Below are 13,738 nucleotides of genomic sequence, written 5' to 3'. Positions count from 1 at the left end.
CCGCACCCATTGGCGGGCTGGACGCTCGGGGCCGGCCGCGTGCTTGGTCGGTAACGGCCATGCCTAGTGGCGGTGTGGCAGGAGTGCGGGCTTCGTGCGGATGTTGAAGGGGGGCATGATCGCCAGCGGGTCCTGTCGTCCAAGGGGCTTCGCCGGAGCACCATGCGGTCGCACCTGTGGGCGGGCGGACGTCCGGAACCCGGCCGTGCGGTCGCTGGGCAACGGCCATGCCTAGTGGCGGTGTGGCAGGAGCGTGGGCTTCGTGCGGATGTTGAAGGGGGGCATGATCGCCAGCGGGTCCTGTCGTCCAAGGGGCTTCGCCGGAGCACCATGCGGTCGCACCTGTGGGCGGGCGGACGTCCGGGCCCGGCTGCGCGGTTACTGGGTGATGGGCATGCCTATGAGCCCATCCTTCCAGCAGGGTGCGGTTCAGGCGCTCCACCTGCCGTTCGTCTGGGGTGGTACAGGCGTCTGCCGTGGATGGTGAGCCGGGCACTGGAGCGGGGGATCAGGGCCTCGTCAGTGCGGCAGTGGCCGGCGAGAAGCGGGGTGGTGCGCCGCGCTCATTCGGGGGCCTTCGCCAGGTGGAACAGTGCTTCCGCATTGCCGTAGGCGATCTTGGCGCGGTCGGCGGGGTCGGGGATGGCGTCGAGGAACTGCCCGACCGCTGCGGCGTCGGGGCGGTGGAAGGGGTAGTCGGTGGAGAACAGCACCTTCCCGGCACTGGTGAAGTCGAGGGTGTGGCGCAGCAGACGCTCCTGGAGCATGCCGCTGCTGGTGATGTGGATGTTGGTCTTGATGTAGTCCGCCACCCGGCGTTGCAGGTGCCCCGCGACGTTGGAGAGGCTGTCGGCCCTGTCCATCCAGAACAGCAGCATCTCGCCCCAGTGCCCGAGGACGAGCTGGAGCCCGGGGTGGCGATCGAAGGTGCCGCTCAGGATGAGGCGCAGCGCGGCCAGGCCGGTGTCCATGTGCCAGCCCCAGCCGAAGGTCGCCAGCCCCAGTTCGACCTGTGGGTCCAGGCCCCGGTAGGCGGCCTCGCGCAGTTCGTTGGAGGCGATCTGCGGGTGGATGAAGATCGGCTGGTGATGGCGGGCCGCGGTGGCGAACAGGTCGTCGTAGGCGGGGTCGTCCAGCGTGCGGCTGCCGGAGCGGCCGTGGACCATGGCGCCCACGTGGCCCAGCCGGGTGGCGCACCGTTCGAGTTCCGCGGCGGCGGCCTGCGGATCGCTGGTGGGCAGGGTCGCGAAGGCGCGGAAGCGGTCCGGGTGGGAACGGACGGCATCGGTGGCCTCGTCGTTCGCTTCCCGTGCGAGCGCGATGGCCTCCGGCGCGGGCAGCGGCTGTGTGGCGGGGGTGACGACCGACAGGATCGCGATGTCGATCCCGGCGGCGTCCATGGCCTCGATGCGGCCCTGCCCGATGTCCTCGAGCCTCGTCTGGGTGTCGCCCATGGCGTTGAAGGCGACGCTTTCATCACGTGTCGCGTGCGGCAGGCGGTCGAGCGCCTCGCGGATGGGGGCGCTGTTCCAGTGTTCTTCGATGGCGATGGTCTTCATGGTGGTGTGCTCCGGGTAGGCCGTGAGGGGCGCGGTGGTCACCAGTTGACGGTCCGGCCTTGCCGGTCCAGGTAGTGCAGTCCGCCCCTGCCGGCCTGCGCCTCGATCGTGTCGGCGAGGCCGGGGACGGACTCGTCGATGGTCAGGCGAGCGCTGGGGCCGCCCAGATCGGTTTTCACCCAGCCCGGCGCCATCAGCAGCAGCGTGCGCGGGTCGTCGGCGTGCCGGGCGGCGAAGCTGCGCATGAGCTGGTTCAGCGCCGACTTGCTCGCCCGGTAGACCTCGAAGCCGCCGTTGGTGTTGTCGGTGACACTGCCCTGGCCCGACGACATCACCCCGATCGTCCCGCTCGCCGGGACCAGGTCCTGCAGGGTCTCGATGACGCGCATCGGGCTCAGCGCGTTGGTCACCATGACGCGGACGAAGTCCTCGGTGGACACATCGGCGAAGGTCGCCGAGGGGTCGGTGGTGTAGTTCGTTCCGGCGTTGACGTACAGCAGGTCGAACCGCGACCCCGCCAGACGCTCGTGCAGTGCCGTGACCTGCTCGGGAACGGTGATGTCCACGTTCTCCACGGTGAGCCGGCCCCCGGCCGGCCCGGCCAGCCCGTGCAGAGCGGAGGGCGTCCGCTCCGTCGCGGTGACCTGCCAGCCACGGCTGAGGAACTCGGCGGCCAGCGCATGGCCCAGACCGCGCGACGCGCCGATGATCAGCGCCTTCTTCTCGCTACCCGCACTCATGACGGTTCCCTTCCCTGCTCTCAGGACGGGCCGGATCAGGCTCCTGCCCGGGCCCGGATTCACGTATCTCGCCTACAGCGGCATCTTCGCTGCCGGGCTGATTGCCGGGCGATGCGCCGGATGTGATCGCGACCCGCGCAAGGCTTCGGCCTGTGGCGTCCCCGGTCCGGCCGCCGCGGCCCTTCCGGGCTTCCTGGAGAAAGCGACAGAGGTAGCTATCGACTGATAGCTAATCTATCCGCCCATGATGATGCCTGTCAAAAGATAGGTATCGCGGGATAGGGAAGATAGGCTGGCGGGGTGGAAGAGAAGCAGAACGCGCAGCTCTTCGAGCTCGCCGACCTGATCCTGGCGGTGGGCCGCCACATCAACGCGGCCAAGGAAGCCGACGCCGAATCGGGGACACCCATGGAAGGGGCGGTGATGCGGTACGTCGACCGCCACCCCGGCACGACGGTCAGCGCGGCGGCCGAGGCGACCCAGATGATCTCCAGCAACGTCAGCAGAGCCGTCCGCGGCCTGGTGAGGAAGGGCCTGGTGCGACGCGACGCCGACGCGCACGACGCCCGGCGCGTACGCCTCTACCCCACCCCCAAGGCGGCGGAGAACCTGCAGCGGCTGCGTGACACATGGACCCGCCTGCTCGACGGAACCGTCACCGACGCCGACGAGATCGACACCTTGATCGCAGCCCTCCAGAACATCGAGACCCGGCTCGTCGCCCGATCTCGCGGTACCAGCCGATAGGCGTGGTAGCTGGTCGCGGCAGCACAACGCGGACCGTTGACAACGTACGGTCCGGGGCCGCGCCTCACACTGGCGCCGAGCGGGTGGACGGCCGCCGGCAGGGCCGCAGGGCTCGCGGGCGGGAGTTGATCGAGGGCGCGGCCACAGCGGGCATAGGTCTGCGGGCGGCGGGTGAGCGCATGCTCGGCTGCAGGCCGAGGGCCACCGGGTGGGGGACGGGCGGCAGGGGTTGTTCAGTGGGGGAGGGGCCTGGGGTGGCCGGGTGTGGTCATCGGGGGACGCCGGGCCGTGCCGGGGCGGAGCTGGGTCGATCGGTGGCCTGAAGGCCTTAGGCTTGACGATTATGGCCGAGTACATCTACACGATGCAGCGTGTGCGCAAGGCACATGGCGACAAGGTCGTCCTCGACGACGTCACCCTGCACTTTCTGCCCGGCGCCAAGATCGGTGTCCTGGGCCCCAACGGGACTGGAAAGTCCACGCTGCTGCGCATGATGGCCGGCCTGGAGCAGCCCTCCAACGGCGAGGCCCGCCTCATGCCCGGCTTCACCGTCGGCATCCTGCAGCAGGAGCCGCCGCTGAACGAGGACAAGAACGTCCTCGGCAACGTGGAGGAGGGCGTCGCCGAGACCAAGGCGATGCTCGACCGGTTCAACGAGATCGCCGAGCTGATGGCGACCGACTACAGCGACGCGCTGATGGAGGAGATGGGCAAGCTGCAGGAGCAGCTCGACCATCGCAACGCCTGGGACCTCGACAGCCAGCTCGAGCAGGCGATGGACGCGCTGCGCTGCCCGCCGCCGGACGCCGACGTGACCATGCTGTCCGGTGGTGAGCGCCGCCGCGTCGCGCTGTGCAAGCTGCTGCTCCAGGCGCCCGACCTGCTGCTCCTGGACGAGCCCACCAACCACCTCGACGCCGAGAGCGTGAACTGGCTGGAGCAGTTCCTGGCCAAGTACGAGGGCACCGTCCTCGCCGTCACCCACGACCGGTACTTCCTGGACAACGTGGCGACCTGGATCCTGGAGCTGGACCGCGGCCGCTGCCACCCCTACGAGGGCAACTACTCCACCTACCTGGAGAAGAAGGCCGAGCGGCTGAAGGTCGAGGGCAACAAGGACGCCAAGCGCAAGAAGCGCCTGGAGGACGAGCTGGAGTGGGTCCGCTCCAACCCCAAGGCCCGGCAGACCAAGAGCAAGGCGCGTCTGCAGCGGTACGAGGAGATGGCGTCCGAGGCGGCCAAGACCCGCAAGCTGGACTTCGAGGAGATCCAGATCCCGCCGGGCCCGCGCCTCGGCAACACGGTGATCGTGGCCGAGGAGCTCGGCAAGGGCTTCGGCGACCGGCTGCTGATGGAGAAGCTGTCGTTCAACCTGCCGCCGAACGGCATCGTCGGCGTGATCGGCCCGAACGGCGTCGGCAAGACCACGCTGTTCCGTATGATCATCGGTGAGGAGCAGCCCGACTCGGGCGGCCTGCGCATCGGCGAGACCGTGCAGATCTCCTACGTCGACCAGAGCCGCGGCGGCATCGACCCCAAGAAGAACGTGTGGGAGGTCGTCTCCGACGGGCTCGACCACATCAAGGTCGGCCAGGTCGAGATGCCGTCCCGCGCCTACATCGCGGCGTTCGGGTTCAAGGGCCCCGACCAGCAGAAGCCGGCCGGGGTGCTGTCGGGCGGCGAGCGCAACCGGCTGAACCTGGCGATGACCCTCAAGCAGGGCGGCAACGTGCTGCTGCTGGACGAGCCCACCAACGACCTGGACACCGAGACGCTGTCCAGCCTGGAGAACGCGCTGCTGGAGTTCCCCGGCTGCGCCGTGATCACCTCGCACGACCGGTGGTTCCTGGACCGCATCGCCACCCACATCCTGGCGTGGGAAGAGGGCTCGAACTGGTTCTGGTTCGAGGGCAACTTCGCCGACTACGAGAAGAACAAGGTCGAGCGCCTCGGCGCCGACGCGGCCCGTCCGCACCGGGTGACGCACCGCAAGCTCACCCGCGACTGACGTCCGCAGGAGAACGCCGCGCCCCGGTCCGGGGTGCGGCGTTCTTTTTGTCAGGGGTTGCTCGGTTATGGGCGTTGTGCGGGGCGTGCTGCCGTTCCGGGCGGCTCGCGACGGTAGCATCGGCCCGACCGCGACCCCGACCTCCCAGGCGAGGACATGCAGCGCACCGAGATCCCCCCGGCCGAGTTCCGGCACGTCTACGAGTTCCACCTCCGTTTCGGGGACATCGACTCCCAGGGGCACGTGAACAACGTCAAGTTCCTCGGCTACCTGGAGGACGCCCGGCTGGAGATGTTCCACGGCGACCCGGTGCGCAAGGGGGAGCAGCCCGTCCGCGGCATGGTGATCTCCCGCCACGAGATCGACTACAAGGCGCCGCTGCTGCCGACGGTCTACCCGGTCCGGGTGGAGACGTGGGTGACCGAGGCGCGGGCCGCCTCCTTCCGCCTCGCCTACCAGGTGTGCGACGACGACACCGTCTACGCGACGGCCAGCTCGGTGCTGGTCGCGTTCGACGTGGAGGCCGGCCGGCTGCGCCGCTTCACGCCGGAGGAGCGGGAGTTCATCGGCCGCTACCTCGCGCCGAAGGAGTGACAGGCCTCCGGCTGGTCCGGTTGGAGGACGCCGAGGCGCTCGCCGCGCTCTATGTCGACAACCATGATCACCTCCGCCGCTGGGAGCCGGACCGGGCGCCGGAGTACTTCACGCCCGAGGGGCAGCGCGACAACGTCCGCGCCCAGCTCGAGGGGCTCGCGCGCGGAGAGCGCTGGCCCGGCGCCATCCTGGTGGACGGGCAGGTGGCGGGGTGCATCACGCTCAACAACATCCTGCGCGGCCCCCTGCGGAGCTGCTTCGTCGGCTACTGGGTGGCGCGCGCCCACACGGGCCGCGGCGTCGCCACCGAGGCCCTGCGGCAGGTCCTCGACGTGGCCTTCGGGGAGCTGCGGCTGCACCGGGTGGAGGCTTTCACCCAGGTGGACAACCACGCCTCGCAGCGCGTGCTGGAGCGCAACGGGTTCTCGCCCATCGGGGTGGCCCGGCGGCACATCCATGTGAACGGGCGCTGGCATGACGAGCGCCTCTTCGAGCGCCTGGCGCCCTGGGATGACGGAATCTCGCTACTTCCACCCGCTGAGCTGGGGTAACGATCTCCGATTACGGGGAGTGAGTGAGTAGAACGTCTCCCCGAGGTGAACGATGTCTCCCTATCTCGCCGCCTGGATCCTGTGGATCCTCATGTTCTTCGCCATCGAGCTGCCGGCGGTGTTCAACCGGCAGCCCGGCGACACCCTCTCCGAACTCGTCTGGAACGTCTTCGCCGTGCGGGGCAAGCCCGCCGGGTGGCTGGTGCGCCGGCTGGTCCTGCTCGTCGGCCTGGTCTGGCTGACGATGCACTTCCTCACCGGCGGCCTGGTCTGACCGGTCAGGCCGAGTAGAGCCAGGGGTCGGTGAGGTCGTGGTAGGCGACGTCGCCGTCGTAGAAGCCCTGGAGCTCCTCCATCTGCGCCCGCATCTCCGGTGGCGGCTCGACGCGCTCGCCCTCGCGGGCGGCGGCCTCGGTGGTGAAGTAGATCGCCTCGGTCAGGCCGCCGTCGCCGTGCGGGGCCATGACCCCGCCGATGATGTCGGGCCGGGCCGCGCGCAGGGCCGTCATGTCCTGGCGGCCCATCCAGGCGCGCAGCCCGTCCAGGTCGCGGACGCGGCTCTGCATGATCTGGACGAAGCCGGCGTCGTCGGAGCCGCCGTCCAGCCAGGTGTCGCACTCGGCGCAGTCGTGGAAGGCGACCTCGCCGGTGAACAGCTTGGACGCGCCCGCCCACCATTCGCCCTGCTCGGGGCGCTCGCTGTTGCGGCGGGCCGCCTCGGCGGACTCGAAGCGGGCGAGGGCGAGCAGCGTGCCGCCAGAGGTCACGCCGCACGTCGAGCCGAGCCAGCCGTCCGCGCCGGGGGCCAGCTCCTGGATCCACCGGTCGAACGTCGCCTTGACCTGGGCGGGGTTCTCCACCTTGCCCTGGATGACCTGGATGAACATCGCGTTTCTCCTCTCCGCGATCACGGGATGGAAGGAAACGGTCACAGGTGGCCGCTTTTTCCGACGCTATGCCTGTGCCATGACCGTGACAAGAGAGGTTCCGCAGGCAAGTGCGGCGGTTCAGGTGCTGGTCAGCCAGGCCGCGGAGTTGCCGGGCAGCAGCTCGCCGTACAGGGGCCCGCTCGTCAGGACGACCTCGCCCGCGGGCAGGCGGGCGGGGTTCTCCCCGAAGTTCAGGGCGCAGACCAGCGGCCCGCGCCGGAAGACGAGCAGCGTCGGGGTCGCCTCCAGCCACTCCAGCGAATCCGGCAGGGAGGGCAGCAGCGCGCGCCGTTCCCGCAGGGCCTGCCGGTAGAAGGTGAGCGTGGACATCGGGTCGGCCTGCTGCGCTTCGACCGACAGGGAACGCCAGGCGTCCGGCATGGGCAGCCAGGGGCGCGTACCGTCCGGACCGAAGCCGTACGGCTCCTTCGTGCCGGACCAGGGGATCGGGACCCGGCAGCCGTCGCGGCCCCGCTGCGTGCCGTTGCTGCGCTTCCAGATGGGGTCTCGCAGGGCTTCCTCGGGCAGGTCGGTCACCTCGTGCAGCCCGAGCTCCTCACCCTGGTAGAGGTACGCCGATCCGGGCAGCGCCAGCAGGAACAGCAGCGCCGCCCGCGCGCGCGCAAGGCCGATGCCCGGCACGCCGCCCTGCTGCTCGTACCGGGTGACGTGCCGGACGGAGTCGTGGCTCGACAGCACCCAGGTGGGAGCGGCCTCGGTGGACGCGACGGCCTTCAGCGCGGCGGTGACGACGTCGCGGAACGCCTCGGCCGACCACGGCGCCAGCTGGAGGTCGAACTGGAACACCTGGTGCAGCTCGTCCGGCCGCAGGTAAAGGGCGAGGTCCTCCGGGGCGTCGGTCCAGACCTCGCCGATCGCCATCCGGTCGCCGTCGTAGGAGTCCAGGATGCGCCGCCAGTCGCGGTAGACCTCGTGCACCTCGGGCCGGCTGTAGATCGGGCCGTCCACCACGTGCCGGCCGCGGTCGCCGAGGTCGCTGAACGAGGCGTCCTTGAACAGGCCGGCCGCGACGTCGATGCGGAAGCCGTCCACGCCGCGGTCCAGCCAGAACCGCAGGATGTCCTCGAACTCGCGCCGCACCTCGGGGTTGCGCCAGTTGAGGTCGGGCTGCTCGGGCGCGTACAGGTGCAGGTACCACTCGCCGTCGGGCAGCCGCGCCCAGGCCGGCCCGCCGAACGCCGAGGGCCAGTCGTTGGGCGGCTCGTCCGAGCCCGGGCGGCCGGGCCGGAAGATGTAGCGGTCGCGGGCGGGGGAGCCGGGCGGGGCGGCGAGCGCCTCCTGGAACCAGGCGTGCCGGTCGGAGGTGTGGTTGGGCACGATGTCGACGATGATCCGCAGGCCGTGCGCGTGCGCGTCCGCGATCAGCGCGTCCAGGTCGTCCAGGGTGCCGAACCGGGGGTCGACGTCGCGGTAGTCGGCGACGTCGTAGCCGCCGTCGGCCAGCGGCGAGCGGTAGAAGGGGGTGAGCCAGAGGGCGTCCACGCCGAGCTCGCGGAGATGCCCCAGCCGGGAGCGGATTCCGCGCAGGTCGCCGTCACCGTCGCCGTCGGCGTCGGTGAAGCTGCGGACATAGACCTCGTACACGACGGCGTTGCGCCACCAGGGGGACGTCATACACCGCGATCTACCCTCAGGACGGGGCGTTCACCATGCTGTGCGCGGCCATCGTGAAGTAGTCCCAGAGCATCTTGTCCAGCTGCTCGGGCAGCGCCAGCTCGTCCACGGCCTCGCGCATGTGCCGCAGCCACGCGTCGCGCTCGGCCTCGCCGATCACGAAGGGGACGTGCCGCATCCGCAGCCGCGGGTGCCCGCGCAGCTGGTTGTAGGTGTTCGGGCCGCCCCAGTACTGGATGAGGAACAGCCGCAGCCGCTCCTCGGCGGGACCGAGGTCCTCCTCCGGGTAGAGGGGGCGCAGGAGGGGGTCGTCCGCGACGCCCTGATAGAAGCGGTGCACCAGACGCCGGAACGTCTCTTCGCCGCCGACCGCTTCGTAGAAGGTCACCTGTTGCGTCATATCGACCCCCACCCTATGTGACAAGAACGGCGGCGGGATGCGGGATCGGTCACTTCGATCAAGAAGCGGGCGCGGGCGTCCCGACCGCGATGCCCGCGCCGTCGAAGGCGACCTTGACCCGCTCGCGCAGCTCGCGCGCCACCTCGCCCTGCTTGCCCGGGGCGGTCTTCAGCACCACCCGGATGATCAGCGCGTCGCCGGCCATCGCCTGCACGCCCCACACCGACGGCTTCTCCAGCACCACGTCCTCCCAGTCGGCGGACTCGGCGAGCTTGTCCGCGGTGACCTGGAGGATCTCCTTGACCTTCTCGATGTCCTCGGCGATGTCGACCGGGATGTCCAGCACCGCCCGGCCCCAGTTCTGCGACTCGTTGCCGACCTTCTTGATCTCGCCGTTCGGCACGTACCAGACCACGCCGTCGACGTCGCGCATCCGGGTGACCCGCAGGGTGACCGCCTCGACGGTGCCCTTGGCGGTGCCGACGTCGATGACGTCGCCGACGCCGTACTGGTCCTCCAGCAGCATGAACAGCCCGGCCAGGAAGTCCTTGACGATGTTCTGCGCGCCGAAGCCGACCGCGACGCCGACGACGCTCGCGCTGGCCAGGATCGGCGCCAGGTTCAGCCCGAGCGAGCCGAGGATGCTGGACGCCGCGGTGCCCATGATGAGGATGGAGGCGATGCTGCGCAGCACCGAGCCGAGCGTCTTGGCGCGCTGCGCCCGCCGCTGGTTGAGCAGCGCGGGGCTGCCGTCGAAGTGCGTGCGGGTCCGCTCGCGCACCCGCTCGGACATGGTGCCCTCGGCCATCCGGACCGTGACCTGGGTGATCATCCGGTGCGCGAAGTTGCGCAGCACCAGCGCGATCACGAAGGTGACGACGATCCAGAAGACCGTGTTCAGCGGCTGGTCGAGCCAGTCGCGGAAGAAGTGGGTGAAGTCGGTGTTGTGGGAGACGTTCCACACGACCCGGCAGGCCACGCTGGGCTCGTTGGTCTTGCACGCGGTCTCCGCGGTGTCCCCCGGCGCGAGCAGCGCCAGAGCGGACACGTGGATGGGTGACATTGAGGCAGACCCTCCCCGGCCGGTTGTGGTGTCACGTCACATCGCCGTGGACCTGCGGCGGTACGAGCCGATCGTAGGGGACGGTGACGAAAGGTTCGTACCGCACCGGGCGTAGGGCGTGACGTCGGCCGGGGAGGAGAGGGGGATGCCGTGGTCCCGGCACGGGGGTCGGCCGGGACCACGGCAGTCGATGCCGAGCGTGGCGCGCGGCCCGCTCGGTCCAGTTCACGAACGCGTCCCGTGGGGTCCGCGGCTGCCGCGCCGTTCCGGCCACGGCCCCACGGGACACGCCCGGCTCATGGGTGGCCGGTCTGCCACTCCAGATCCAGATCCAGGGCCGGGGCGCGGACCGCCCGGCCCTGCGCCCGGTGCCCGCACACCTCGCGGCGCTGCTCCAGCCGGAGCGGCTGCAGGACGTGCGCCAGCTTCACCGCGGCGCCGCCGGGGTCGTCGACCCGGTGCATGCGCTCCCCCCAGGACCACCAGTAGTAGTGATCGCGTGACTCGGGCGCGGGAGCGCACGTCACGTCCTCGGCCAGGCTCGCGGCGTCCGGGTTGACCACTCTCAGGAAGGCCGGCCCGGACCGGGTCCGCACCACGCGGGCGACGAGCCCGCGGCTGCCCAGTTCGTGCTCCAGCTCCTCGAGGTAGCCGACGCGTCTGTCGCTGACCACCCGTGCACCCCCTCCGTCTTTCGTGCTGCGAGGACCGTTGCCGTCGTTCCCGTGTGATCAACTCTCTGCATCTGCGTTCTCGCTCGTAGTGAGAATTGCAACTCTCATGACGACCGGTCAAGGGGGGCGTCGTCCGGGCGCGGGGCGGATTTGCGCACCTCAGGGGAGGTTCACCGCCCTCCGGTGGAGGATCCTCTACCCGAGGGGCGAATGCTCTCCCCGGAGCGTCCGCCTTTCCCGGGAATCGCTTGGCGCGCCCTGTGCCTGGAGTTACGCTCTGTCAGCGAGAGATCATTGGTCGTGGCCACCACTGCAACCGGTCGCCGTGGCCGGACCGCCGCCCCTCCCCGAGGGCGACGGGCCGGCCCAGCGGTGAGGAGGCCGGAAGTAATGTCGGAACCCCCCCGCAAGGAAACGGACATAGCCCGCAGGATCCGCGCGCACGGCCTGGCCCGAGGGCGCCTTCCCGTGGAGATCGCACAAGAGATCCACGAGCAGTGCGGGCCGCTTTTCGGCACCAGCGAGGTGAAGGCGCACCGCCTTTCCCACGGGGTTCCGCTGTCCGACATCGTGGCCCAGGTCCAGGCGTTGTTCGAGGTCGACGGCAAGCCGCGGCCCCGGATCGGGGAGACGCTGCTCTCGGCCTACGAGAGCGGTTACAAAAGGCCCGGACCCGAATACCTGCACTACCTCTGCGCCGTCTACCGGGTGGATCCCGACAGGCTCGGCTACCAGAACCCCTGCATCTGCGGGCGCGGCCACGCGTCCCCGGTGGCCGCCGAGGCCGCGGTACCGCAACCGCGGGTGCCGCAAGGACGGCCGGTGCAGGAATCGGGTGCCGCCCTGGAGGGAGCGGTCCTGGTCCCCATGCGGGACGAGAGCCGCTGGATGACGGTGAACGAATCGATCAGGGGTCTCGACCGCGCCGCGGGCCCCATTTCCATTGATGTAGGAGAGGAGGACATCGTGCTGCGTAGGACACTTCTGCAGCTGTTGGCCGGAGCGGGCGTGGCGCTCGACGGCCAGTTCCTGGGAGCGGTGGACAACCTTCGGCGCAAGATGGACGACACGCTGGTCAACGCGACCGTGTCCCCGACCATGCTGGACCAGTGGGAGGAGACGACGCTCGGGTACGGCCAGTCCTACCAGGCGACGCCGTCGCTGCGGATGCTGTGCGACGTGCTGCTGGACTTCAGCGAGGTGCGCCGCATGGTCGACAAGCGGCAGCCGGTCGACCTGCAGGAGCGGCTCTGCCGCATCGCCGCCCAGCTGTCCGGGCTGTCCGGGCTCATCATGATCAACCTGGGCGACCACCGGCTGGCCCGCTCGTTCTTCCGCACCGCGCGCACCGCCGCCGACGAGACCGGCGACCGCAAGCTGCGCGCCTGGGTCACCGTCCGCGAGGCGCTGGTGCCCATGTACTATGGCGACCCGCGCGAGGCGCTGCACCTGGCCCGCAAGGCCCAGGACCTGGCCGGCCGCGACCCGAGCGTGGCGGCCGCGATGGCGCCCGCCGTCGAGGCGCGCGCCCTCGGCATGCTGGCGATGCGCGGCCGCAGCGACGCCGGCCCCGGCGCGCAGCGGGCCCTGCTGCGCGGCCGCTCGGTCTTCGAGCGGCTGTCGCGCGACGACACCGGCGACCTGGTCTTCGGCTTCACCGACCGGCAGATGACCTTCTACGAGGGCGACACCTACACCAACCTCGGCGACCACCGCAACGGCGACGAGCACCTGAGCCGGGCCCTCACCCTCTACGACTCCAACGACAAGGTCGACCTCACCCTGGTGCGGCTGGACCGGGCGTCGTGCCGGCTGCACGCCGGGCACCCCGACGCCGCGCTCAGCACGGCCCAGGAGGCGATCCTGGACCTGCCGCCCGACCACCGCTCCGACATCCTGGTGCACCGGGCGCTGCAGATCGGCGCGGCGGTGAAGGCCAAGCACGGCGAGGTCCCCCAGCTGAAGCCCTTCTACGAGGCGCTCGCCGGCCCCTGGGTGAAGAGCCCGACGGCGCCCCCGGCGACGCGGCCGGTCCCGCCCTCGGAGCAGGTCTGAAGACGCGATGACGACCCACGAGAGCGAGACGCCCGCCCCCGGGACCGCCACCCCGGCCGCGCCGGTCCGGCTCCGGCAGGAGCCGCCCCGCTGGGCCTTCGGCGACCTGCGCTTGCGGCGCTACCGCGCCGCCGACCACGCCACCGTCCTGGACCTGCACCGGGCCGGGCTGGCCCAGGTGGGCCTGCGCCCGGGCGACGGGGTGTACTACGAGCACGACCTGTTCCGGATGGAGGACCTGTATCTCACCAACAACGGCGAGTTCCTCGTCGGGGAGCTGGACGGCCGGATCGTCGCGATGGGCGGCCTGCGCCGGGCCGACCTGATCCCCGGCGGCAGCGCCCGCGCGTACGGCGGGTTCAGCGTGGGCACGCCCGAGCTCGGCGTGGCCGAGATGGTGCGCCTGCGCGTCCGCCCGGACGTGCAGCGCCGCGGCTACGGACGGGCCGTCGTGCAGGCCCTGGAGGAACGCGCCGCCGAGATCGGCTACCGGCTGCTGCGTGCCGACACCACCGAGCACCAGGGCCCGGCGCTGGCCCTGTACCGCGGGTTCGGCTGGACCGAGACCAGGCGGGAGCCGATCGGCGGGATCGTCAACATCTATCTGGAGAAACGCCTCCGCTGAGGGGCCCGCCCCCTCGGGGGCGATGAACGGCCCCCGTCCGGGCCGGCCGCGGCCGGTACCCGGACGGGGCTTCGGGCAGGCACGCGCCGCTTTCCCCGCCACCAGCGGGGGAAGCGGCGTGTGCGCGTGTACGCCGGTGCCCGGCGAGGCCGGCTGGA

The 13,738-nt window shown here is 70.7% G+C and carries 13 protein-coding genes and 1 pseudogene; 7 read left to right on the top strand and 7 right to left on the bottom strand.

All coding sequences use genetic code 11. The features are described from left to right. Positions 1 to 563 precede the first annotated feature (563 nt). Positions 564 to 1,601, bottom strand: a complete 1,038-nt coding sequence (locus ACRB68_RS22260; RefSeq protein ID WP_328594590.1) for an amidohydrolase family protein — start codon at positions 1,599 to 1,601, stop codon at positions 564 to 566. After that, positions 1,598 to 2,299 (bottom strand): SDR family NAD(P)-dependent oxidoreductase, encoded by a 702-nt coding sequence (locus ACRB68_RS22255; protein ID WP_153535586.1) that lies wholly within the window; start codon positions 2,297 to 2,299, stop codon positions 1,598 to 1,600. Before ACRB68_RS22255 ends, ACRB68_RS22260 begins: the two co-directional genes overlap by 4 nt. A 300-nt stretch (positions 2,300 to 2,599) precedes the next feature. Between ACRB68_RS22255 and ACRB68_RS22250 the strand changes: the two genes are divergently transcribed. From ACRB68_RS22250 to ACRB68_RS22230, 5 genes are all read left to right on the top strand, one after another. After that, positions 2,600 to 3,046: a MarR family winged helix-turn-helix transcriptional regulator gene (locus ACRB68_RS22250; protein WP_328594589.1), complete on the top strand. Its 447-nt coding sequence runs from the start codon at positions 2,600 to 2,602 to the stop codon at positions 3,044 to 3,046. 343 nt (positions 3,047 to 3,389) lie between these two features. Beyond that, the gene (ettA, locus tag ACRB68_RS22245; RefSeq protein WP_153535584.1) at positions 3,390 to 5,054 is read left to right on the top strand and encodes an energy-dependent translational throttle protein EttA; all 1,665 of its coding nucleotides are present in this window, start codon (positions 3,390 to 3,392) and stop codon (positions 5,052 to 5,054) included. 156 nt (positions 5,055 to 5,210) lie between these two features. Continuing rightward, a complete protein-coding gene (locus tag ACRB68_RS22240) occupies positions 5,211 to 5,648 on the top strand; it encodes an acyl-CoA thioesterase (protein ID WP_153535582.1) in 438 nt (145 codons plus the stop codon). Then, positions 5,645 to 6,199, top strand: coding sequence for a GNAT family N-acetyltransferase (locus tag ACRB68_RS22235; RefSeq protein WP_153535580.1), 555 nt, complete (start codon positions 5,645 to 5,647; stop codon positions 6,197 to 6,199). Before ACRB68_RS22240 ends, ACRB68_RS22235 begins: the two co-directional genes overlap by 4 nt. Positions 6,200 to 6,251: 52 nt before the next feature. After that, a complete protein-coding gene (locus ACRB68_RS22230) occupies positions 6,252 to 6,473 on the top strand; it encodes a hypothetical protein (protein WP_153535578.1) in 222 nt (73 codons plus the stop codon). 4 nt (positions 6,474 to 6,477) lie between these two features. On the opposite strand, the gene ACRB68_RS22225 is transcribed toward ACRB68_RS22230, so the two are convergent. The 5 genes and pseudogenes from ACRB68_RS22225 to ACRB68_RS22205 form a co-directional block, all read right to left on the bottom strand. Further along, the gene (locus tag ACRB68_RS22225) at positions 6,478 to 7,086 is read right to left on the bottom strand and encodes a hypothetical protein (RefSeq protein ID WP_153535576.1); all 609 of its coding nucleotides are present in this window, start codon (positions 7,084 to 7,086) and stop codon (positions 6,478 to 6,480) included. 120 nt (positions 7,087 to 7,206) lie between these two features. After that, positions 7,207 to 8,763: a glycoside hydrolase family 13 protein gene (locus ACRB68_RS22220; RefSeq protein WP_153535574.1), complete on the bottom strand. Its 1,557-nt coding sequence runs from the start codon at positions 8,761 to 8,763 to the stop codon at positions 7,207 to 7,209. Positions 8,764 to 8,785: 22 nt separating this feature from the next. Beyond that, positions 8,786 to 9,151: pseudogene (locus tag ACRB68_RS22215) on the bottom strand (globin); the annotation flags it as partial. Between the two features lie 70 nt (positions 9,152 to 9,221). After that, a complete protein-coding gene (locus ACRB68_RS22210; protein ID WP_153535570.1) occupies positions 9,222 to 10,226 on the bottom strand; it encodes a mechanosensitive ion channel family protein in 1,005 nt (334 codons plus the stop codon). A gap of 296 nt (positions 10,227 to 10,522) precedes the next feature. Next, positions 10,523 to 10,900 carry a hypothetical protein gene (locus ACRB68_RS22205; protein WP_328594586.1) on the bottom strand — a complete coding sequence of 126 codons (378 nt, stop codon included), beginning with the start codon at positions 10,898 to 10,900 and terminating at the stop codon, positions 10,523 to 10,525. A 468-nt stretch (positions 10,901 to 11,368) separates the two neighbouring features. Between ACRB68_RS22205 and ACRB68_RS22200 the strand changes: the two genes are divergently transcribed. Together ACRB68_RS22200 and ACRB68_RS22195 are read left to right on the top strand one after the other, a co-directional pair. Continuing rightward, the gene (locus ACRB68_RS22200) at positions 11,369 to 12,955 is read left to right on the top strand and encodes an XRE family transcriptional regulator (protein ID WP_328594584.1); all 1,587 of its coding nucleotides are present in this window, start codon (positions 11,369 to 11,371) and stop codon (positions 12,953 to 12,955) included. Between the two features lie 7 nt (positions 12,956 to 12,962). Further along, positions 12,963 to 13,580, top strand: coding sequence for a GNAT family N-acetyltransferase (locus ACRB68_RS22195; RefSeq protein WP_153535568.1), 618 nt, complete (start codon positions 12,963 to 12,965; stop codon positions 13,578 to 13,580). The last annotated feature ends 158 nt before the right edge of the window (positions 13,581 to 13,738 follow it).

The sequence above is a fragment of the Actinomadura macrotermitis genome (assembly GCF_009604375.1).
Classification (GTDB): domain Bacteria; phylum Actinomycetota; class Actinomycetes; order Streptosporangiales; family Streptosporangiaceae; genus Spirillospora; species Spirillospora macrotermitis.
The sequence above is the reverse complement of the archived record's forward strand: the minus strand, read 5'-3'. Positions and strand labels throughout refer to the sequence as shown.